The 21686-nt window shown below is 67.9% G+C and carries 21 protein-coding genes; 9 read left to right on the plus strand and 12 right to left on the minus strand.

Annotated features, from left to right (window positions below; translation table 11 throughout):
- Positions 1 to 64: 64 nt before the first annotated feature.
- The 7 genes from O0J73_RS13430 to O0J73_RS13460 all read right to left on the minus strand — a co-directional run bounded on the left by O0J73_RS13430 (position 65) and on the right by O0J73_RS13460 (position 7753).
- Positions 65 to 3403 carry an ankyrin repeat domain-containing protein gene (locus O0J73_RS13430; protein ID WP_308308897.1) on the minus strand — a complete coding sequence of 1113 codons (3339 nt, stop codon included), beginning with the start codon at positions 3401 to 3403 and terminating at the stop codon, positions 65 to 67.
- Positions 3396 to 3656, minus strand: coding sequence for a YcgL domain-containing protein (locus O0J73_RS13435; RefSeq protein WP_006476245.1), 261 nt, complete (start codon positions 3654 to 3656; stop codon positions 3396 to 3398). Before O0J73_RS13435 ends, O0J73_RS13430 begins: the two co-directional genes overlap by 8 nt.
- 150 nt (positions 3657 to 3806) lie before the next feature.
- Positions 3807 to 4820, minus strand: coding sequence for a cytochrome d ubiquinol oxidase subunit II (gene cydB / locus O0J73_RS13440; RefSeq protein ID WP_006476247.1), 1014 nt, complete (start codon positions 4818 to 4820; stop codon positions 3807 to 3809).
- A 1-nt stretch (position 4821) separates the two neighbouring features.
- Positions 4822 to 6219: a cytochrome ubiquinol oxidase subunit I gene (locus O0J73_RS13445; protein ID WP_008266442.1), complete on the minus strand. Its 1398-nt coding sequence runs from the start codon at positions 6217 to 6219 to the stop codon at positions 4822 to 4824.
- Between the two features lie 301 nt (positions 6220 to 6520).
- Positions 6521 to 6736: a hypothetical protein gene (locus tag O0J73_RS13450; protein WP_308308899.1), complete on the minus strand. Its 216-nt coding sequence runs from the start codon at positions 6734 to 6736 to the stop codon at positions 6521 to 6523.
- Positions 6733 to 7386 carry a sigma-70 family RNA polymerase sigma factor gene (locus tag O0J73_RS13455; RefSeq protein ID WP_308308900.1) on the minus strand — a complete coding sequence of 218 codons (654 nt, stop codon included), beginning with the start codon at positions 7384 to 7386 and terminating at the stop codon, positions 6733 to 6735. The genes O0J73_RS13450 and O0J73_RS13455 overlap by 4 nt, the downstream gene beginning before the upstream one ends.
- A gap of 37 nt (positions 7387 to 7423) precedes the next feature.
- On the minus strand, positions 7424 to 7753 hold the full coding sequence (locus O0J73_RS13460; protein ID WP_303637224.1) for a hypothetical protein: 330 nt from the start codon (positions 7751 to 7753) through the stop codon (positions 7424 to 7426).
- Positions 7754 to 7920: 167 nt separating this feature from the next.
- On the opposite strand from O0J73_RS13460, the gene O0J73_RS13465 reads away from it, so the two are divergent.
- The 6 genes from O0J73_RS13465 (at position 7921) to O0J73_RS13490 (ending at position 14640) form a co-directional block, all read left to right on the plus strand.
- Positions 7921 to 10290, plus strand: coding sequence for a S9 family peptidase (locus tag O0J73_RS13465; protein ID WP_308308901.1), 2370 nt, complete (start codon positions 7921 to 7923; stop codon positions 10288 to 10290).
- Entirely contained in the window at positions 10287 to 10706 is a 420-nt protein-coding gene (locus tag O0J73_RS13470; protein ID WP_308308902.1) for an NUDIX domain-containing protein, read from the plus strand. Before O0J73_RS13465 ends, O0J73_RS13470 begins: the two co-directional genes overlap by 4 nt.
- 30 nt (positions 10707 to 10736) lie before the next feature.
- A complete protein-coding gene (locus tag O0J73_RS13475; protein WP_197563354.1) occupies positions 10737 to 11294 on the plus strand; it encodes a hypothetical protein in 558 nt (185 codons plus the stop codon).
- Between the two features lie 35 nt (positions 11295 to 11329).
- Positions 11330 to 12436: a hypothetical protein gene (locus O0J73_RS13480; protein WP_308308903.1), complete on the plus strand. Its 1107-nt coding sequence runs from the start codon at positions 11330 to 11332 to the stop codon at positions 12434 to 12436.
- A 49-nt stretch (positions 12437 to 12485) separates the two neighbouring features.
- Positions 12486 to 13382: an oxygen-dependent coproporphyrinogen oxidase gene (hemF, locus tag O0J73_RS13485; RefSeq protein ID WP_197563350.1), complete on the plus strand. Its 897-nt coding sequence runs from the start codon at positions 12486 to 12488 to the stop codon at positions 13380 to 13382.
- A gap of 94 nt (positions 13383 to 13476) precedes the next feature.
- A complete protein-coding gene (locus O0J73_RS13490; RefSeq protein WP_308308904.1) occupies positions 13477 to 14640 on the plus strand; it encodes a hypothetical protein in 1164 nt (387 codons plus the stop codon).
- 74 nt (positions 14641 to 14714) lie between these two features.
- Here the strand turns inward: O0J73_RS13490 and O0J73_RS13495 are convergent, their stop codons facing one another.
- Complete coding sequence (locus tag O0J73_RS13495; RefSeq protein ID WP_271262232.1) at positions 14715 to 15194, minus strand: YetF domain-containing protein; 480 nt, start codon at positions 15192 to 15194, stop codon at positions 14715 to 14717.
- A gap of 328 nt (positions 15195 to 15522) precedes the next feature.
- Positions 15523 to 18297 carry a DNA polymerase I gene (gene polA / locus O0J73_RS13500; RefSeq protein WP_197563346.1) on the minus strand — a complete coding sequence of 925 codons (2775 nt, stop codon included), beginning with the start codon at positions 18295 to 18297 and terminating at the stop codon, positions 15523 to 15525.
- A gap of 98 nt (positions 18298 to 18395) precedes the next feature.
- Between polA and O0J73_RS13505 the strand changes: the two genes are divergently transcribed.
- A complete protein-coding gene (locus tag O0J73_RS13505) occupies positions 18396 to 18680 on the plus strand; it encodes a DUF2782 domain-containing protein (RefSeq protein ID WP_040006855.1) in 285 nt (94 codons plus the stop codon).
- A 189-nt stretch (positions 18681 to 18869) separates the two neighbouring features.
- On the opposite strand, the gene O0J73_RS13510 is transcribed toward O0J73_RS13505, so the two are convergent.
- A complete protein-coding gene (locus tag O0J73_RS13510; RefSeq protein WP_005411629.1) occupies positions 18870 to 19316 on the minus strand; it encodes a universal stress protein in 447 nt (148 codons plus the stop codon).
- 182 nt (positions 19317 to 19498) lie between these two features.
- Between O0J73_RS13510 and O0J73_RS13515 the strand changes: the two genes are divergently transcribed.
- Positions 19499 to 19645 (plus strand): hypothetical protein, encoded by a 147-nt coding sequence (locus O0J73_RS13515; RefSeq protein WP_006476817.1) that lies wholly within the window; start codon positions 19499 to 19501, stop codon positions 19643 to 19645.
- 10 nt (positions 19646 to 19655) lie between these two features.
- On the opposite strand, the gene O0J73_RS13520 is transcribed toward O0J73_RS13515, so the two are convergent.
- Both O0J73_RS13520 and O0J73_RS13525 read right to left on the minus strand, forming a co-directional pair.
- Positions 19656 to 20210: a hypothetical protein gene (locus O0J73_RS13520; RefSeq protein WP_006476818.1), complete on the minus strand. Its 555-nt coding sequence runs from the start codon at positions 20208 to 20210 to the stop codon at positions 19656 to 19658.
- Positions 20211 to 20416: 206 nt separating this feature from the next.
- Positions 20417 to 20743 (minus strand): low molecular weight protein tyrosine phosphatase family protein, encoded by a 327-nt coding sequence (locus O0J73_RS13525; protein ID WP_053498324.1) that lies wholly within the window; start codon positions 20741 to 20743, stop codon positions 20417 to 20419.
- A 135-nt stretch (positions 20744 to 20878) separates the two neighbouring features.
- On the opposite strand from O0J73_RS13525, the gene O0J73_RS13530 reads away from it, so the two are divergent.
- Positions 20879 to 21589: a hypothetical protein gene (locus O0J73_RS13530; protein ID WP_308308905.1), complete on the plus strand. Its 711-nt coding sequence runs from the start codon at positions 20879 to 20881 to the stop codon at positions 21587 to 21589.
- The last annotated feature ends 97 nt before the right edge of the window (positions 21590 to 21686 follow it).

Genomic DNA, 21686 nt, shown 5'->3' on the forward strand with positions numbered 1-21686 from the left:
CCTCGGAATTCCGGTGATTTCATCAGGTTGCCGGCCAGCGGCCGGCACTACCCATTTCCAGGGATCAGCCGTTGTCGCGCAGGAACCGGGCCATCGAGGAAACGCCCGGCACGCGCGGCTCGAACTCACCGGCCACGTCGATGAAACCGCGCATCACGGCGATCTCGCGGGGGCTGCGGTTGAGGCTGTCGCGCACGTCCGGATCGGCACCGGCACGCAGCAGGCGCTGCACCAGCAGCGGCAAACCGTGCAGGGCGGCCAGGTGCAGCGGGCCGAAGCCGCGCGGGTCGCGCACGTCCAGGCTCACGTCCTCATCCAGCAGGCGCTCCACCGCGGCCATCACCACCTGCTCGTCGCAGGCGGTGCCCGGCTCGGCGCGTGCGCCCAGCAGCAGCAGCAACGGCGTGACCGAACCGGCAGCAGCCTGGTCCGGCTCGGCACCGGCCAGCAGCAGGGTGTCGAGCAGGGCCAGCAGGCGCGAGCGATCACGGGCACTGAAGCCATACAGCGCGGCACAGTGCAGCGGACCCAGCTGCTGCGCGTCACCGGCATGTACATCGGCACCGGCGGTCAGCAGGCGCGCGACGATGTCCGGCAGGCCCAGCGCCGAGGCCAGCATCAGCACCGTCACACCACCGGGCAGGCGATGTTCCAGCTTGGCACCGGCATCGAGCAGGGCCGAGACGATGTCCACCTGGCGCATGCTGACCGCCGCCGACAACGGCGTGGCACCACTGGCCGCCGCGTGCTGCGGATCGGCGCCACGCGCCAGCAGCAGGTCGGTCACTGCCAGATGGCCACCACCGGCCGCACGCAGCAGCGCGGTGCAGCCCTGTGCATCAACCGCGTCGACCGCAAATCCCAGATCGATCAGGCGGCGCACAGCGTCCACATCACCGGCCATCGCGGCGGCGGGTAGATCGGCCTCGCGCAGGGTGCGGCGTGGCAACGGCCACACCCGCCAGTCCAGCCAGTCGGCCAGGTCACGGCGACCAATCGACAGCGCCACGCCCAGCGGCGTCTGGCCATCGGCGGCGCGTGCTTCCGGCGAGGCGCCGTGCTGCACCAGCAGCTTCAATGCACCTTCGCGAGCCAGCGCGGTGGCCAGATGCAAGGCGGTCATGCCGTGGCTGTCGCGCGCTTCGCGATCGACGCCAGCCTTCAACAGAGCCTGCTGCAGGCGCAGCCAACCCAGGCGTACCGCCAGCGACAGCGGCGGATCGCCGGCCGGCGAGGCCGCAAACGGATCGGCACCACGTTCCAGCAATTCCAGCGCCAGCTGTTCCAGCCCTCGGGCGGCCTGGTCGTGCTGGGCGCAGGCGGCGAGGAAGCGCGCCAGGCCACCGCGCCCGGCCGGCGACAGGCCACGCTGCAGCATCACCTGCAGTGCAGGCACCGCATCGATGCCGCGCGACAGCAGCGCAAACATCGGCGTGTCGGCGCAGGCGTCACGCACATAGGGATCGGCGCCGTGGCCCAGCAGCCAGTCGACCGCACGCGGTTCCAGCGCCAGCTCCGGATCGAGCAGCAGGCCACCCAGTTCTTCCGGCTGGCACAGCCTGGCCAGCGCGGCCATGCCTTCGGTGTTGCCGAAACCCAGCGCTTCCCGCAGCAGGGTCAGCGGCGGACGGTCCGGCAGCAGGCCGCTGGCCATGGCCGCTTCGCCGCGCTCGGCCAGCCCATCACTGACGGCGGCCGGCAACGGATAGGACGGGTCCAGCAGGGCCACGATCGCCCAGCGGCCCGCTTCGGCGGCATAGTCCACCGCACGGCGGCCGACCGGATCGGCGGCATCGGCGGCGATGCCCAGCTCGACCAGGCGCTTGATCAGCAGCGGCGAGACATCCTCGGCCATCACCGCCAGCTGCACTGCGTTGCGGCCTTCGCCGTCCACTGCAACCAGGTCGGGTTTGTGCGGCAGCAGGTGCTCGATCACCGCAGCGCGACCGGCACGGGCCGCTTCCAGCCACGGCGTACGGCCCAGCGCATCGCGTGCTTCCAGGTTGGCGCCGGCACCGAGCAGCACGCCGATGATCTCGACGTGGCCCGCCAATGCGGCCTCGTGCAGCGCACTGCGGCGTTGGCGATCACGCGCGTCGGCGCGTGCCTTGTGCTTGAGCAGCAGCTGTACGCCGGCCGGATCGTCGTCTTCGGTGGCGGCGGCAGCCAGCAGCACCGGAGTGCCTTCGGCCGGCTCGCTGCGGGCACCGCGTTCGAGCAGGAAACGCGCCAGGCGCCAGTTGCCGACCTGGCAGGCTACCGCCAGCGGCGACCAGCCATCACTGTTCAGCGCATCGACTTCGGCCGCGGCATCGCGCAGCAGCGCCGCCACGCCCGGGTCGGAACTGCGCGCGGCATGGTGCAGCGGGGTGTTGCCGTCGCCGTCGGTTGCGCGCGAATCGGCGCCGTTGGCGAGCAGGGTCATCACCGCTTCGGGGCGACCATGCCAGCTGTCACGGGTCGCCGCCAGCAGCGGGGTCATGCCGCGGTGCGGCGCGTTCACGTCGACGCCGCGGGCGATCAGTTCGCGCAGCAGGCGAAGGTCGGGCAGCACCGCGGCCAGTACCGCCAGGCTGCGCTGGTCGCGCCAGTTCGGGTCCGGCAATGCATAGGGATCGGCACCGGCCTGCAGCAGCTGCAGGCCGCGGTCGATGCGGCCATGGCGGGCGGCTTCGTACAGGGCCGGGGTCAGTTCCTGCGGCGCCATCGCCTCCAGCGGCGCGGTCTCGGCCGCGGCGGCGAACATCGGTTCGTGTTCGTGGCTGGTCGCGTTCAACGCGCCGGTACGCAACGACACCAGCGGTGCGGGCGCCACCCGCTGCAGCAGCAGGTGCAGCAGCGGCGACAGCACCACCACCGCCAGCGCGGCCGGCCATCGTGCACTTTCCGGCAGCAGGCCCGGCCAGGCCGGCAGCACCACCAGTGCCGCCAGCGCGATCACCAGCGCGGCCACACCGAGGCCGCGCCAGGCGGTCAGGTCACGCCCTGCCAGCGCCTGCCAGTGCTGGGCCAGGCTGCCATCCAGGCGTTCGACATCGTTCCACAACGGCCAGGTACGCCAGGCCGCCAGCAGGCCGGCACTGACCAGCACGCTCAGGCCCAGCACCGCGGCCAGGCTGCCACTGTCACGCAACGCGGCCAGCGGCCAGGCCAGCAGCAGCGCCAACAGGACCGGTGCGGCCGCCCACAGCGCCAGCAGCGCCGGCAGATCCTGGCGAGCAACCACCTTCAACGGTAGCAGCGCGCGGCTGCGCCGCCACCACGACACGCCCAGCGCGAACGCAGGCTGCGCCAATGCGGCAAGCAGGGCGCCCGGGACGCCGCCCACGGCAGCGCCCAGCGCCAGCACGGCGCCAACAGTGAAGGCGATCGACAGCGCGCGCGGACGGGAGGGATCAGTCATAGTGCCGCGGCATCAGGCTGGCCACCGAAGGCGGCACCTGCAGGTAGAAGCCGCGTTCGCTCATTTCGCTGCGGACCTTGTCCGGGTCGGCCTGCGCCAGGCGGCGCTGGGCATCCAGGGCGACGTCCAGCACGAAAGTGAGCGTCCCCAGCGATTTGAGCAGCGGCGCAGGCAGCGCGCTGAAATCTTCGCGTCGGGGAACGTAGACGTAGGTGTCCGGCTTGAGTTGGCTTTTATAGACGTAGGCGTGCATGTCCGCGGGACAATAACCCGGGAAGAGCCATGATTGTGTCGGAAAGCCGACACCGGGGAAAGCCGTCAGCCGACGATGGCGGCGTGATCGACGGTGTTTCCCCGACGAGGTTCAGCAATGTGGCGACGGCGTTCAGCCTTGGCCCGGTGCTCAGTGATAGCCGGCGTCGGCGTGCACCTTGCCGCGGAACACCCGGTAGGACCACGCCGTATAGCCGAGGATGACCGGCAGCAGGATCACCAGCCCGACAAGGGTGAAGCCCAGCGATGATGCCGGCGCAGCGGCCTGCCACAGGGTCATCGATGGCGGCAGCAGGTACGGCCACATGCCCAGCACCAGGCCGAGGAAGCCGAGCACGAACAGGGCAAGGCTGAGCAGGAACGGCGGCAGGTCACGGCGCGGATGGGTGGCGCTGCGCCACAACGCGGCCGCCACCGCCAGGGTCAGCAGCGGTACCGGCGACAGCCACCAGAAGTTGCCATCGCTGAACCAGCGGTCCATCAGGCGCGACTGCAGGAACGGCAGCCAGCTGCTGACCAGGCCCATCGCTGCGATCACCGCCACCACCAGCGGCCGGGTCATCTGCCGCGCCAGCGCCTGTACCCGGCCTTCGGTCTTCAGGATCAGCCAGGTACTGCCCAACAGCGCGTAGCCGGCCACCAGCGCGGCGCCGGTCAACATCGCGAACGGACTGAACCAGGCGAACGGGCCGCCGTGATAGACGCCGTCCTGCAGGGGCAGGCCCTGCACCAGCGTGCCCAGGATCACGCCTTGGGCGAAGGTGGCCAGCAGCGAGCCCAGCGCGAACGCCACGCTCCACAACCGGCGTGAGCGGTGCGCCTTGAAGCGAAACTCGAAGGCCACGCCACGGAACACCAGCGCCACCACCAGCAGCAGCACCGGCAGGTACAGCGCCGACAGCAGCACCGCGTACGCCTTCGGGAACGCCGCCAGCAGGCCGGCGCCACCCAGCACCAGCCAGGTTTCGTTGCCGTCCCAGATCGGCGCGGCGGTGTTCATCATCAGGTCCAGCTGTTCCTCGTCTTCGGCGAACGGCGCGAGGATGCCGATGCCGAGCACAAAGCCATCCAGCACCACATACATCAGCACACCGAAACCGATCACCGCGAACCACGCCACCGGCAGCCAGGTCATCAGGTCCATGTCAGCGATCCTCCAGCGGTTCGTCGGCTGCCGACAGCGGGCGCGCCGGGGTATGGCTGCCGTGGTCCAGCGACGGCCCCTCGGCATACGGCTGCGGCCCATGGCGCAGGATCTTCACCAGGTACCAGATGCCCCAGCCGAACACGAAGGCATAGCCGACCACGTAGACACCCAGCGACAGCGCGGTCATCCACGCACTCTGCGGGCCCACTGCGTCGGCGGTGCGCAGCACGCCATACACCACCCACGGCTGGCGCCCCATTTCGGTGACGAACCAGCCGGACAGCAGTGCGATGAAGCCACTCGGCAACATCCAGTTCCAGCCGCGCAGCAGCCAGGGTGAATCCAGCAGCTTCCGGCGCCACAGCTGGAATGCCGAGACCCAGGCCAGCAGCAGCATCAGCGTGCCCAGCCCGACCATGATGCGGAAGGCGAAGAACACCGGCGTCACCGGCGGCCGTTCGCTGGCGGGCACCGAGGTGAGCGGATCGAAGCTGCCGTCCAGCGAATGGGTGAGGATCACGCTGCCCAGCTTCGGGATCGCCACTTCGAAATCGTTGCGCTCTTCCTTTTCGTTGGGCAGCGCGAACACCACCAGCGGCACGCCCTCGCCTTCCTTGGTTTCATGCCAGTGCGCTTCCATCGCCGCGATCTTCATCGGCTGATGCTTGAGCGTGTTCAGGCCGTGCATGTCGCCGACGAAGATCTGCACTGGCACCGTCAGCGCCGCGAACGCTACCGCCGCGACCAGCATGCGCCGGCCGGCTTCCACGTGCGTGCCCTTGCGCAGGTACCACGCGCCGACGCCACCGATCACGAAACAGGTGGTGATGAACGAACCCAGCGCCATGTGCGCCAGGCGGTACGGGAACGAGGGGTTGAACACCACCTGCCACCAGTCCACAGGGTGCACGATGCCGTTGACCATCTCGTAGCCGGCCGGCGTATGCAGCCAGCTGTTGGACGACAGGATCCAGAACGTGGAGAACAGCGTGCCCAGCGCGACCATGCAGGTGGACAGGAAATGCAGGCGCGGCGACACCCGCCCCCAGCCGAACATCATCACGCCGAGGAAGCTGGCTTCCAGGAAGAACGCGGTCAGCACTTCATAGGTCAGCAGCGGGCCGATGACCGTGCCAGCCACTTCGCTCAGCCGCGGCCAGTTGGTACCGAACTGGAAGGCCATGACGATGCCGCTGACCACGCCCATGCCGAACGACACGGCGAAGATCTTCTGCCAGAAGAAGTACAGCTCGCGCCACACGGGCAGTTTCGTGCGCAGCCAGCGCCATTCAATGAAGGCCAGCCAGCTGGCCGTGCCGATGGTGAAGGCCGGGAACAGCACGTGGAAACTGATGACGAATCCGAACTGGATCCGGGACAACAACAACGCGTCCAAGGGACGCCTCCTGCCTGCGACCGGTGGGATACCGGACCACTTTAGGAGGATTTGGTTACGCCGGGATGCGACCGGGTGACGCGCTGCTTCACTTTGTCGCAGGGGTCAACCGCTCTGGTAGCTACCAACCTGGGTTGGCACACATCCACGCGCCGACCAAGGTCGGCATCCACCAACAGCGATTGGCGCTGCCGATCAACCGCTCTGGTAGCTGCCAACCTGGGTTGGCACGCGTCCAAGCGCCGACCAAGGTCGGCATCTACCAACAGCGATTGGCGCGCCCCATGCCCGGCGGGGGCTGTCAGAGCCAGAAATACCAGGCCGCGGCAGCCAGCAGCGCCCCGAACAACAGCACCTGCACCACCACGTACAGCACACCGCTGTCGCGCATTTCCGCGTGCAGCCTCTGCTGCAGCGCCTCGCTCACATCAGGCACGGCGTGCCGTTGTTTCTGTTCACGCAACGCCTGTGCCAGCGCGCGCTCGTCCGCATCGCGAGGGTCAGTCGATTGGCTCACAGCAGTTCTCCGGCGGTGGCGCGTCGCGTCAACTCCTGCTTCAGGACCTGCCGCGCGCGGTACAGGTGGCTCTTGATGGTACCGCGCGCCAGCCCGGTGACCTGCTCGATCTCGGCCAGATCGAAATCCTCCAGATAATGCAGGCCCACCATCAATCGCTGCGGCGCACTCAATCGCTCCAGTGCCGCGCCGAGCTGGCGGCCGGCCTGCAACGATTCGCTGAGTTCGGCCGGCCCGGGCCCTTCATCGCCGATGCCCAGTTCCTCGGGCACCTCCACCGCCACCATCCATTGCGCCTCCAGCCGCCGCCGGCGCAGGTGCTGCAATGCAGTGGTGTAGGCCACCCGCGAGACCCAGGTGCGTAGCGAGGATTCAAAGCGGAACCGGTGCAGCTGGCGGAACACCGCCAGGAAGGTCTCCTGCAGCAGGTCGGCCACCTGGTCGCGGTCGCCGACCATGCGCCCGATCACGTGCGCGCAGGTGCGTTGATGGGTCTCCACCAGGTGCGCGAAGGCCGCCTGCGAGCCATCGATGATCGCCCGCACCAGGGCCTGATCTGCATCCAGTGGCTCGGCAGGTGCTGCGATCGCCGCCATGTTCTGGCGGCGACGGCCCCGCAGTGCCGACAATGCTTCGCCGAGCAGGCTCATCTACGGGGCGCCCCCTGTGCCCGTGGCATGGGCCAGCTCAGCCCCTGCGCGCCGCTGGACGGGTGAAGTGCCAGGCCAGCAGCTGGCCGAGGCCGGCGCTGCCAACCAGCGCGGCGGCGGCACCGAAGGTCAGGTCACGGGCACCGATGGCTTCCAGCAGGGCCATCGCCAGCGCCAGGCAGACCAGGCTGATGCCCCAGCGCAGCGCGCCCTGGCGGCGGCGCTCCTCTTCCAGCACGGCCAGCGAGCGGATCACCTCCTCCGGCACGTGCGGGGCGACCAGCTTGCTGCGGGCGCGGGCATCGGCAATGGCATGGATCGCGTAGGCGATGCAGATGAAGAGGGTGATCGGGATCAGTTCCTGCATGGTCGGGCTCCTGTTCGGTGGATGATGCGGGTTCAGGAGAATGGATGCGCGAGCCCGGCAACCGGTTGCAGCAGTTTGCCGATTCCGCTGCCATGACCTGTGGCCCCTGCCCGCGGCCGGGGCGGCTGCTACCCTTGCCCGGTTTCCTCTTCCGGTGCCGTCCGCCCATGTCCCGAGTGCTGCCCCTGTCCCTCCTGCTGTCGGCCGTGCTGGCCGCACCGGCCGCGCATGCCGCGCCGACGCCGATCACCATCGAACAGGCCATGGCCGACCCGGACTGGATCGGGCCGCCGGTCGAGAAAGCCTGGTGGTCGTGGAACAGCCAGCAGGTGGAATACCAGCTCAAGCGCAACGGCAGCCCGGTGCGCGACACCTTCCGCCAGCCGCTGGCCGGTGGCGTGGCCGCGCAGGTGGCCGATGACCAGCGCGGCACCCTGGACGTGGCCGAGCCGGTCTACGACCGCAGCCGCAGCCGCAGTGCGTTCGTCCGCAATGGCGACGTGTTCGTGCGTGACCTGCGCAGCGGCGCGCTGACCCAGCTGACCCGCAGCAACGAGCGCGCGGGCAACGTGAACTTCGCGGCCGACAACGGTGTGATCTGGCGCGTCGGCCAGAACTGGTTCCATTGGACTGCCGCCAGCGGCGTGCAGCAGGTGGCCAGCCTGAAGGCCGAGAAGGACCCGCGTACGCCGCCGAAGGCCGACGTGCTGCGCGACCAGCAGCTGCGTACGCTGGAAACCCTGCGCCGCGACCGCGACCAGCGTGAGGCGCTGAAGGACCAGGACCAGCGCTGGCGCCAGGCCGACCCGACCCGCGCGCCCGGCCCGGTGTACCTGGGCACCGATGTGGAGATTGCCGACAGCGTGCTGTCGCCGGACCTGGGCCACCTGATCGTGGTGACCAAGCCGAAGGACTTCGACGACGGTCGCGGCGGCAAGATGCCGCTGTACGTGACCGAATCGGGCTACGAGGAAACCGAGGACACCCGCACCCGCGTTGGCCGCAACGGCTTCGAGCCGCACACCCTGTGGTACGTCGACGTGCGCACCGGCAAGGCCGAGAAGCTCTCGCTGTCGGGCCTGCCGGGCATCGGCACCGATCCGCTGGCCGAGCTGCGCCGCAAGGCCGGCAAGGACGCACTGAAGGGCGAACGCAGCCTGCAGGTGATGAGCGATTTCATGGGCGGTGGCATCCGCTGGAGCGCCGACGGCCAGCAGGCCGCGGTAATGCTGCGTGCGAACGACAACAAGGACCGCTGGATCATCAGCGTCAACGCCGCCGACGGCCGCGTGCAGAACCGCCACCGGCTGACCGACAACGCCTGGATCAACTGGGGCTTCAACGATTTCGGCTGGATGGCCGATGGCCGCACGCTGTGGCTGCTGTCCGAGGAATCGGGCTTCTCGCACCTGTACACCCAGGCCGGCAGCGCCAAGCCGCAGGCACTGACCAGCGGCAAGTGGGAAACCTCGGCGCCGGTACCGTCGGCCGATGGCAAGGGCTTCTACTTCCTGTGCAACCAGCAGGCCCCGCATGACTATGAAGTCTGCGCGGTCGACACCGGCAGCCGCCAGGTGCGCGAGCTGACCAGCCTCAACGGCGTGGAGGACTTCTCGCTGTCGCCGGATGGCCAGCAGCTGCTGGTGCGCTACTCCGGCGCCTACCTGCCGCCGCAGCTGGCGGTGCTGCCCAGTGCCGGTGGCCAGGCGCGCGTGCTGACCGATACCCGCACCGCCGGCTACAAGGCGCGCCAGTGGGTCCAGCCGAAGCTGGTGGCGGTGCCGTCCAAGCATGGCGCCGGCGTGGTCTGGGCCAAGTACTACGAACCGGAAAACAAGGAGCCGGGCCGCAAGTACCCGATCGTGATGTTCGTGCACGGCGCCGGCTACCTGCAGAACGTGCACCAGCGTTACCCAGCCTACTTCCGCGAGCAGATGTTCCACAACCTGCTGGTGCAGAAGGGCTACATCGTGCTGGACATGGATTACCGCGGCAGCGAGGGCTACGGCCGCGACTGGCGTACGGCGATCTACCGCAACATGGGCCACCCGGAACTGGAAGACTACAAGGACGGCCTGGACTGGCTGGTCGATACCCAGCAGGGTGACCGCGACCACGCCGGCATCTACGGCGGTTCCTACGGCGGCTTCATGACCTTCATGGCGCTGTTCCGCTCGCCGGGCACCTTCAAGGCCGGCGCCGCGCTGCGTCCGGTGGTCGACTGGCACCAGTACAACCACGGCTACACCAGCAACATCCTCAACACCCCGGACATCGATCCGGAGGCGTACCGCGTGTCCTCGCCCATCGAGTACGCGCAGAACCTGCAGGACAACCTGCTGATCGCCCACGGCATGATGGATGACAACGTGTTCTTCCAGGACTCGGTGAACCTCACCCAGCGCCTGATCGAACTGCACAAGGACAACTGGTCGATCGCGCCGTACCCACTGGAACGCCACGGCTATGTCCGTGCCGATTCCTGGCTGGACCAGTACAAGCGCATCCTCAAGCTGTTCGAGCAGAACCTGAAGTGAGCACTGCCGCGGCCACGATAGAGATCGTGGCCGCGGTCATCCTGGATGACCGTGGCCGGGCGCTGGTGGTGCGCAAGCAGGGCGCCCACCGCTTCATCCAGCCGGGCGGCAAACCCGAACCCGGCGAAGCGCCGCTGCAGGCGCTGGCCCGCGAGCTGGACGAGGAACTGGGCGTGCAGCTGCGCGCCGATGCCGCCCTCGCGCTGGGCGCCTTTGAAGACTGGGCGGTGAACGAGCCCGGCCATCGCGTGCAGGCACAGGCGTGGTGGGTGCAGGTGGACGGTACACCGCAGGCGCGCGCCGAGATTGTCGAACTGGCCTGGGTGCCGCTGCAGCCACCGCACGGCCTGCCCTTGGCACCGCTGAGCGAACACCATATCCTGCCGGCCGTCGCCACCCGGGTGACGGCCCGCTGACCGCGCGGGTGCCGATTGCAAGGACACCGGATGTCAGTGCCGCTCCCGCCGCCCTCGTTGCAGCCTTCGCCCTACCACGCGTGGATCCGGCCACTGGTCCAGGCGTCCTTCTGGTTATCCGCACTGCTGGCCGGCTATTTCGTGCTGCAGGGGCTGCTGGTGTGGCCGCTGCACGACGTTCCACTCTGGCAGCTGCTGGCGGGTGAAGCACAGCATCGGCAGATGCACAGCCTGACCTGGCTGCTGGCGCACCCGGTGGGTGCCTCGATGATCGCTGCATTGCTCTGCCTGGTCTCGGCCGTGGCCAGCTGGGGGCTGCTGCGCGAACGCTACTGGGGCCTATGGAGCTTCGTGGTGATGCTGCTGTTGAGCGCGCTGGCCAATTTCGCGATCACCTGGTGGTGGGACGTGTTCATGCGCGACATGATCGTGCTGCTCGCCGACGGGCCGGAGATGCAGCAGTCGCTGCAGCCGCGTCGCTGGATGATGACCTTCACCCTGCTCGGCACTTCAGTGCTGTTCCTGGGCCTGCAGGGTTGGCTGGCCTGGCGCTTGTTGCGGCCCGATATCCGCTCGCGCTTCCGCTGAGCCCCATCCCCTTCTCGCACGACAAGGACCGTCGCATGCGCTTGCTGGCTCTTTTTCCTGCCCTGCTGCTGTTCGCCGCGCTGCCTGCCAGCGCCGATGCCCTGCGCTGCGGCGAGTACCGCAGCCTCGATGACGGCATGGCACTGGTGTTCACCAGCCCCAGCAGCGGCTACCGCCACAACGGCATCGGTGAGCCGGAGCCGCTGTGGGTCGATCGCAGTGCGGCACAGACCCGCCTGGTCATGCTCGACGGTGGCGTGGCGGAGCCAATCCGGATCAGCGCCGATGGGCAGCGCATCGAGGACAGCGTGACGGTGGTCTACACCCTGCGCCAGTCCCGGGCCTGCACCGCCGAACCCGGCGCGGTGGCCGGCAGCTGCCGCGCTGCTGGCAGCTACTGCATGGTGCAGCTGCCAACGGCCTCGCCCGGCCAGGCCCGGCGCGCCTGCGACGAGGGCGTGGGTGCGGGCTGCTCGACGCTGCTGCGGCTGATGCGTGAGGGCGGTGCGGCGGATGCAGCCGATGACGCAGCCCCGGCCGTCTTCGAGCGCCCGCCGCCGTGCCGCGAACACACCGCCGGGCACGATCGGCAGGCCTGCGAAGCCATGACCGACGATGCACTGGCCACCGCCATGCGGCGGGTGGCCCAACGGCTGGCACAGGAAGACGAAGACACGCTGGATGCGCCGCTTCCGGCCGCTGCACGCGATCGCCTGCAGCAGTTGTGCCTGCAATACCGTGGTGGGCGCTTCTGCGTCGAAGTGGCCGCGCAGCAGCTGATCGCGCTGGAGCCCGCATTGGCGGTGCAGGCCCTGCAGGTCACCTGCGATGGCGGCCGCGTCAGTGCCTGCGAACGTACCGCGCCGCTGCGTGAACTCGGTACCGATCTGCGCCTGGTGCCGCTGCAGCGGGTGCCGTGTGGCCGCTACCAGGCCGACGGTGGCCAGTTCGACAGTTTCGACTTCGGTGATGGCAGGCAGGCCCGGCTGCACGAAGGTGCCGTCCAGCTGCAGCAGCACGGCGAAACGTTCGTGCTGCGCCAGCTGGGCAATGGCGACCTGCTCGGCATGGACATTCAGACCGCCTACGAGCGTTACCGGCCAGTGACCGACGCGGGCCGGTGCCGCCCACCACGGCGCTGACCGCCCTGCATCGCACGGCCCGGCCGGGCCCTGCGGTAAAGTACGCGCCATGAACGAATTTGAGCGCGTGCGCGCCTACCTCACCGATCTGCAGGACCGCATCTGCGCGGCGATCGAGGCCGTCGATGGCCAGGCCCGCTTCCAGGAGGACCTGTGGCAGCGGGCCGAGGGCGGCGGTGGGCGTACCCGCGTGCTGCGCGATGGTGCGGTGTTCGAACAGGCCGGCATCGGCTTTTCCGACGTGGCCGGCAGTCGCCTGCCACCATCGGCATCGGCCAACCGCCCGGAACTGGCCGGTGCCTCGTGGCGCGCCACCGGCGTGTCGCTGGTGTTCCACCCGCTCAATCCTTACGTGCCAACCACCCACGCCAACGTGCGCTTTTTCCAGGCGCAGCGCGACGGCGAAGTGGTGGCCAGCTGGTTCGGCGGCGGCTTCGACCTGACCCCCTTCTATCCGTTCGACGAGGACGTGCAGCACTGGCACCGGGTCGCACGCGATCTGTGTGCGCCATTCGGTGAGGAACGTTACGCCGAGCACAAGCGTTGGTGCGATGAGTACTTCTTCCTGCGCCACCGCAACGAAACACGCGGCGTCGGCGGCCTGTTCTTCGATGACCTGCATGGCGATTTCGAGCGCGATTTCGACTATCTGCGCGCGGTCGGCGATGGCTTCCTGGAGGCGTACCTGCCGATCGTGCAGCAGCGCAAGGACACGCCCCATGGCGAGCGCGAACGCGAGTTCCAGCTGTACCGCCGTGGCCGCTACGTGGAATTCAACCTGGTCTACGACCGCGGTACGCTGTTCGGCCTGCAGAGCGGTGGCCGCAGCGAAAGCATCCTGATGAGCCTGCCGCCGCGGGTGCGCTGGGAATACGGCTTCAACCCGGACGCCGGCAGTGCCGAGGCACGCCTGGCGGATTACCTGGTGCCGCGCGACTGGCTCTGAGCTTCCGGCGCCGCGCCTGACGCGTGGTGCCATCCCCACGCCTGCGGTGCGTCGTGCACCGGACAGGTCGTCTTTTTTCCTCAAGGATGATGTCATGCCCGCGTCTGTTTCCCTTCGTCCCCGCGCTGCGGGTTGGCGCTCCCTGCTGCTGCTCGTGCTGGCCTCGGCCAGCCTGCCGGCCGCCGCGCAATCGATGGCCTGCGGCACCTACAAGGACAGCAGCGGCAACACCACGCTGACCCTTGAAAGCGAGGGCCACGGCTTCCTGTCAGGTCCCTACCAGGCCACCGAGGAACTGCGCATCGCCCGCCAGGACGACGTGCTCGGCACCGGCAACCTGTCCACGGGCCGCCTGGAGAACTGGTACTTCTCCGACAACGAACGCACCCTCAGCACGCCCTACCGCGAGTTCACCCGTGAGCGCTCCGCCGCATGCAAGGTGATGCCAGAGCCCATCCAAGACGGCTGCGTGATGAATACCTCCGAGTGCCTGGAAGCGCTGCCGGAGGCCGCACCGCAGAAGCTGCATGCCTGGTGCGCCGAGGGCGTGGGCGCCGCCTGCATGCGCCTGCTGGAAACCTACCAGCAGCAGGCCAAGGACGCTTCGCCAAGCGCGGCGGAGCCGCCGATGCCCGAGATCTGCAAGGAGGAGTCACCGTCGTTCGACGCCGAGGGCTGCACGGCGGTGGCCAGGCAGGTCGCCTCGGAAATGATGGGCAAGGCCCTGCTCGGCCTGCAGCATTCGGTGGATGCGCCGCTGCTGCCGGCACAGCTGGATGAACTGATCGCCTTGTGCCGCGTGCAGCAGGGCGAAACGTTCTGCGCCGACACCGCCGAGACCTTGTGGAGCAGTGGCCGCCTGCAGCAGGCCCGCGAGGCGCTGCAACTGTCGTGTGCGCAGCGCGCGGATGCCCCGGCCTGCGGGCCGGCCAAGGATCTCGGCGTGCTGGCCAGCGCTCCCGGCACGGCGCTGGCACCGGTCACGGCCAGCGCGCTGCCCTGCGGCAGCTTTGAAGCCGAACGCAGCGTGCTGTCGCAGCTGCGCTTCCTCCAGGATGGCGTGGTCGAAGCCGGGGGCCGCGAGCAGCCACTGCGCGCCAGCCTGCGCGACGGCCGCATCCTCATCCATCGCGAACTCGGCAGCGACTTCGTGCTGCAGCTGCTGCAGAACGGCAACCTGGCCGGGATCGACGGTGGCAACCGCTTCGCCTACTACGAGCGCAAGCCTGCGGCGGGCAACGACCGCTGCACGCCATGACCGGGGCTGGGTAGCACCGGTCCCCCGCCCGGCTGATGCACCGTGCAGCCGGGCCCAGGCTCGGCGCTACCAGGTCAGGGGCTCTTCCTGGGGATGATGGTGATGTGCCCGTTGATCTCCAGCAGGGCCAGCTCGACATCCTCCACGCCCAGGCAGCCCTGCTGGCGCATGGCAGCCTCGAAATCAGCGCGGGTGACCTGTTCGCGACGCAGCACGGTGTCGAACAGGCGCCCATCGCGCGCGATCACCACCGGCTCTCCCTCCACCAGGCGCTCGATCCGCCGGTTGCGGGTACTGACCCAGCCCACCCCGTAGTTGAGCAGGATCAGGGTCGCCGCCAGCAGCAGGCCGCCGCCCAGCGAGGTGTCGGTGCCCAGCAGGGCGTTCTGTACGGCATTGCCCAGCAGCACGATCAGCAGCACGTCGAACGGCGTGATCTGCCCCAGCGCGCGCTTGCCGCTGAGCCGGACCATGCCCAGCACCACGACGTAGACCACCACCGCGCGCAGGATGAACTCCCACCACGGCATCGCCAGTGCGAACAGATCGGGCATCGTTTTCCCCTGCGGAGCGGTGGCCCAGCGTGGCGCAGACCAGGGAATCTGGCAACGGCACAAATAAAAAGCCCCGCTGACCAGGGGGAGGTCAACGGGGCCGGGGAACGGGCACTTGGGGAGGAGTCCCCGTTCCGAGATCTGCTCCAGGGGATGGGAGAGATCCACAACAGGCATTGCGCCTGTCGAGAGTTATAGAAGCACTCCGAACACTAACGGTTCGTGAAGGGGCCCAATTTAATGAACTTCAATCGGGGGAACATTCATGATCGAGTCAGAAACCTCCGACTGATGAACAAATTCAAGTCGTTTTCGGCCTGAAACGGAGTCAGTGCGCTTCGTCCCAGTTGCTGCCGATGCCGGTATCGACCACCAGCGGCACCCGCAGTTTGGCCGCTTGCGACATGCGTTCCACCACCTGCAAACGCAAGTCTTCGACGAAACTACTTTCGGTTTCGAACACCAGTTCATCGTGCACCTGCAGGATCATCCGTGCCGGTGCGCCGCTGTCACGCAGCCACTGGTCCACGTCCACCATCGCACGCTTGATGATGTCGGCGGCGGTGCCCTGCATCGGCGCGTTGATCGCCGCGCGTTCAGCACCCGCGCGCAGGCCCTGGTTGCGGGCATGAATGTCGTTCAGGTACAGGCGGCGGCCGAACAGGGTTTCCACGTAGCCCTGGTCGCGGGCCTGCTGGCGCATCCGCTCCATGAAGTCGCGCACGCCCGGGTAGCGGCTGAAGTACAGCGCCACGTAGTCCTGCGCCTGGCCACGGTCGATGCCCAGGTTGCGGGCCAGGCCGAACGCGCTCATGCCGTACATCAGGCCGAAGTTGATCGCCTTGGCGGCCCGGCGCTCGTTCGGGGTCACTTCCTCCAGCGTGCGCCCGAACACCTCGGCGGCGGTGGCACGGTGCACGTCGGCGCCCTGTTCGAAGGCGCGCACCAGGCCCGGGTCCTCGGACAGGTGGGCCATGATCCGCAGCTCGATCTGCGAATAGTCGGCCGCCAGCAGCTGGAAGCCCTCCGGGGCGATGAACGCGCGGCGGATGCGGCGGCCGTCCTCGGTGCGGATCGGGATGTTCTGCAGGTTCGGGTCCGACGAGGACAGGCGGCCGGTGGCGGCACCGGACTGGTGGTAGCTGGTGTGCACGCGGCCCGTGTCCGGGTTGACCATCTCCGGCAGCTTGTCGGTGTAGGTGCTGCGCAGCTTGGCCAGGCCGCGGTACTCCAGGATCACCCGCGGCAGCTCGTGCTGCTCGGCAATCGCCTCCAGCGCCTCTTCATTGGTGCTGGGCTGGCCCTTGGGGGTCTTCACCACCGCGGGCAGCTTCAGCTCATCGAACAGCACCGCCTGCAGCTGCTTGGGCGAATCCAGGTTGAAGCTGCGCCCGGCCAGCTCGGTGGCCTTCTGCTGCGCGGCCAGCATGCGCGAGGACAGGTCCTGGCTCTGCCGGCGCAGTTCGTCGGTGTCGATCCGCACGCCATTGGCTTCGATGCTGGCCAGCACCGGCACCAGCGGCATCTCGATGTCGCGGTACACGCTGTCCAGCGCCGGTTCGGCCAGCAGCTGCGGCTGCAGCGCATGGTGCAGGCGCAGGGTGATGTCGGCGTCCTCGGCCGCGTAGCGGCTGGCTTCGTCGATGCCCACCTGCGAGAACGGAATCTGCTTGGCGCCCTTGCCGGCCACGTCCTCGAACTTGATGGTGCTGTAGCCCAAGTAGCGCAGGGCCAGCGAGTCCATGTCGTGGCGAGTGGCGGTGGAATTGAGCACGAAGCTCTCGAGCATGGTGTCGTCGTGGTAGCCCTGCACGTCCACGCCGTGGCGGCGCAGCACATGCAGGTCGTACTTGCCGTGCTGGCCCAGCTTCTTCTTCGCCGGGTCCTGCAGCACCGGGCGCAGCGCGTCCAGCACCTGCTGCATCGGCAGCTGGGCCGGCGCACCCGGGTAATCGTGGCCGACCGGAATGTAGGCGGCCCTGCCCGGCTCGACGGCCAGGCTGACGCCGACCAGGCGCGCACGCATCGCGTCCAGCGCATCGGTCTCGGTATCGAAGCTGATCAGGTCGGCCTGCTGCAGGCGCTCGACCCAGGCCTGCAGCTGCTCGGTGGTCAGCACCGTCTCGTATTCACCGGGCGCGGCCAGCGCCGGGTCCAGCGTGCCGGCGGCCGGCGCTTCGGCGCTGCCACGGGCGAAGCCGGCGGCGGTACCGCGCAGGCTCGGGGTGGCCTCACTGGCAGCAGTGGGCGCCGGCAGCGGTGCGCCCAGTTCCTTCAGCGCCTGGGTGAAGCCGTAGCGCGTATACAGCTCGGTCAGCTCCGGCACGTCCTGCTCGCGCAGGGCCAGCGTGGTCGGGCTGGCATCCAGCGCCACGTCGGTGCGGATGGTCACCAGCTCGCGGTTCAGCGGCAGCCGCTCCAGCGCGGCGCGCAGGTTCTCGCCGATCTTGCCCTTCATGGTCGGCGCGGCCGCCATCACCCCGTCCAGGTGCTGGTACTCGGCCAGCCACTTGGCAGCGGTCTTCGGCCCGCACTTCTCCACGCCCGGCACGTTGTCGACGGTGTCACCCATCAGTGCCAGCAGGTCGATGATCTGGTCGGCACGCACGCCGAACTTGTCCATCACTGCCGCGTCCGAATCCATGCGGCTGCCGGTCATGGTATTGACCAGCTCGATGCCCGGACGCACCAGCTGGGCGAAGTCCTTGTCGCCGGTGGAAATGGTCACCTTCAGGTCCTGCGCCAGGCCCTGCAGGGCCAGCGTGCCGATCACATCGTCGGCTTCCACGCCGGGGATGCGCAGGATGCTGATGCCCAGCGCCTCGACGATGCGGCACATCGGTTCGACCTGGCTGCGCAGCTCGTCGGGCATCGGCGGCCGGTTGGCCTTGTACTGGTCGTACAGGTCATCGCGGAAGGTCTTGCCGGGCGCATCGACCACGAAGGCGACGTAGGCCGGGCGTTCCTTCAGCGTCGAGCGCAGCATGTTGACCACGCCGAACAGCGCGCCGGTGGGTTCACCCTGTGCATTGGACAGGGGCGGCAGCGCGTGGAACGCGCGGTACAGGTAACTGGACCCGTCGATCAGGACTAATCTGCTCATGCGCCGATTCTACGCGCCCGTGCCTGCACCGCGACGACACGGCACGCACCCGGCGATGGGGCATAATCAGGGCTCTATCCAGGCAAAGGCCCCCGCCGATGAAGACCCTGATGCTGGCTTCCGTGCTCCTGCTCGCTGGCTGCGCCAGCATGGGCGGTGCAGGTGCTCCCCCGGTGGACGTCAAGGGCGCCGATGTCTCCAAGCGCACCATGGACAATGGCGACACCATCGAGGAATACCGCGTGTCCGGCCAGCTGCGCATGGTCAAGGTGACCCCGTCGCGCGGCGCGCCGTACTACATGTACGACAAGAACGGCGACGGCCGTTTCGATAACGACAAGGACGGCGTGTCGCCGGTGTACTGGAAGCTGTACAGCTGGTGATGTGACCGGGGGTCGGATCCCTTTCCACAGGAACGGGCTCCGACCCCATCAAGGCGATCGGCACGGCCCATCCACGCATGGCGTGGATACACCGACGCCCACCACCCCACAAAAAAGACAACGCCGGCGCGCATCCTGCGGCCGGCGTCGGGTCCCCTCCCCGGGAACGCGTGAATCAGCGGGTGTGGATCAGCGGATGACCAGCACCGGCAGCGTGCTGCGTGCCAGCACTTCGGCGGTCTGGCTGCCCAGCAGCACGCGGGTGACGCCGCGGCGGCCATGCGAGGTCATCACGATCAGGTCGCTGTTGCGCTCGCCCGCCGTCTCGATGATGCCGTCGGCCGCGTAGCGGTCCAGCACATGCACCGGGTTGGCGGTAATGCCCTGCTCGGCGGCCTTGGCCAGCGCCGGCTGCAGCACCTTCTGTGCGCCTTCCTCGCGGTCGGCCTTGTACTCGGGGCTGTTCATGTAGCCCACGCTCCAGCCCATGGCGTCGTACATGCCGACGGCCCACGGCTCGGAAACGGTCACGATATCGACCTCGGCATTGAGGTCCTTGGCCAGCTCCAGGCCCTTGGCCAGGCCCTTGTCGGCCAGCTCGGACCCGTCGGTGGCAATCAGGATGCGCTTGTACATGGTGGGGCTCCGTAGCGATCTGCCAGATGGGAACAACACCATTGCACACCGGATGTGCAGGCCGCGCCTTGAGCAGGATCAATCCGGCGCCGCGCAGCGGCGTGTGCGCATCGCCCGCTTGCACGCGCCGGTCAGTGCGGCGCATGCTCGGCGGCGCACTGCCGCGCCCAAGGACGACCGACATGCAGGACAACAAACCGCCCGCCTGGAGTTCCCAGACATCCATCCTGGTCGCCGCGATCATCGCCTTGGCGGTGCTGTTCGGCGGCTACCAGATCGGCAAGGACATGGCGCTGCGCGACAATGCGCGGCAGGCGGCCGGCCGGTAACCCGCCTGGCTCAGGCGATCTGCACCACGCGTGCGTTCTGGCACAGCGGGTAGCTGGCCACGAATTCCGCGATCGCATCACGCATCGCTTCGAACGATTCGCCGTACATGTACAGCGCGGTCTCGGTCGGGCCCTGCCACCAGCTGCAGATCTCACCGAGGCCGTCGATGTTCTCCGACAGCTGTTCGAACACGTGGTTGGAATCGCACTGCTCGTAGACTTCGTCCGGCAGGGTGAGGCCGTCCAGGTAGATGCCCAGGCCTTCGGTCACGCCGAAGCTGCGGTCGGCCTCGCCCGCACCCTGCAGCTGCGAGCCCTTCGGTGCACCCAGCTGCTCCAGCAGATCGATCAGCTTCGGCACGCCGCTCGCATCGATCAGCGCCACTTCGATATCGCCGTACTCGACCTCGCCCAGGTCGGACATCGCGGTCCCGCCGCCGGTCAGCTCGCCCACCTGGGCCGCCTGCAGCAGCGCATCGAGCGGATCCTCGAACAGTTCATGGCGGTGCTCCGGCTGCAGCCGGGCGTTCAACTTCACGGTGACGTGCAGCGAGGGTTGGGTCATGGGGGCGTTCCTGGAAGATGTCAGGCCCCATTGTAGAGTCGAAGGTAGCGGCAGGAGCCGCTGCCAACGTCGCTTGCGACGGCCCGAAGGGTGCCGGTCAGGACGACCGGCATAGCTTGCTCGACTGCCTTTGTAGAGTCGAGCCGTGCTCGACTGCCTTTCCCACCAGAAGCAGCCGAGCATGGGCTCGGCTCTACAACAGCCCGTCAACGCAGGAACGGCGCCACCTTGCGCTTGAGCAGCTCCACCAGCACCGGGTCCATGTAGTCGTAGTCGTCGGGGATATCCAGACAGATCACCCGCTTGCCGTTCAGCCATGCCTTGTAACGGCTGGACAGACGGTTGCGGTGCGCCTTTTCCATCACGAAGACCAGATCGGCCCACTGCAGCAACTCGGGGCTGAGTACTTCCTCGGCGTCGGCCAGCAACCCGGCCGAGGCGGTCTCGATGCCCGGCCAATCGGCAAATACCTGCTCGGCGGTGGGGCTGCGCAGGCGGTTCTGGCTGCAGAGGAAGAGCACGTTGCGGGTCATGCCCGCAGCGTATCGGGGTCGGACTCCTTTTCCAACGGAAAAGGGCTCTGACGCCAACCGGGTGCTTTCAGACAAGTTGCATGGCCGGAAGACCTTCAGCAAACCATTATGTGCCTTTCCACCATCCAGATGCCCATGATCACCAAGGATGACCTGTTAACGACGTTCGCAGAGGTAGCCGAGGCCCACGGCTGCTACTTCAGCAGGTACGTAGTCGCGACCTACACGCTCTATTGCTGCATAAGGAATGCCAAGGCACATGACCTCGCGATCGCGTCCAAGAATGTCGATGATCCGGAATTCGCCGCCAGCGTTGTGCTGAACGCACCGCACAATCTTTCACATGATGGGCCAACGATCTTCGAGATTCCACCCAACGCCTACGGGTTTACCCATGCGATGGCGGTTCCCAGCACGTATCACGGGCTTCTGAACCGAATCGAGAAGCGCACGGGTCTGTTCCTGTGCCTGCCGATCTTCCGGTGTGAATTCAACGGCAACGAATCAGAAGATGACTTCAGGTTGTCCACACATCACATCGTTGACGTCAACAACTGGCATAGGACCAGGCAGCCGAAGATAAGCGTGTACTTCGACAATCCCCGCACTGGCGGCGGAACGGACAAGGGCGGCGCCATCGTGAGCCTGGAGACATTAATTGCCGAGATCGACAACCTCAACGGCGTGGGCAACGGCTTCATCGAGATCACCAACTACCGCGGCGAGGTGATCGAGGTGCTGTCGCCGGCGGAAGGCCACTATGTGTTGATCCGCAACCGCCAGGATGAAGAAGCGATGGATCGCGCGAGCGTGATTTCCGCGGTGGAGAAATTCACCTCAGAATGACGCGCCACCGCTTTCGTACAGTCGAGCGTGGGAGCCGGCACGCGCCAAACCCGCGGGGCCGGGGGGCGAGGCCGGGGGGAGTGGGCCCCCCCCCCCC

It is taken from the genome of Stenotrophomonas sp. Sm6012, assembly GCF_030985895.1.
In the GTDB taxonomy this organism is placed as follows: domain Bacteria; phylum Pseudomonadota; class Gammaproteobacteria; order Xanthomonadales; family Xanthomonadaceae; genus Stenotrophomonas; species Stenotrophomonas forensis.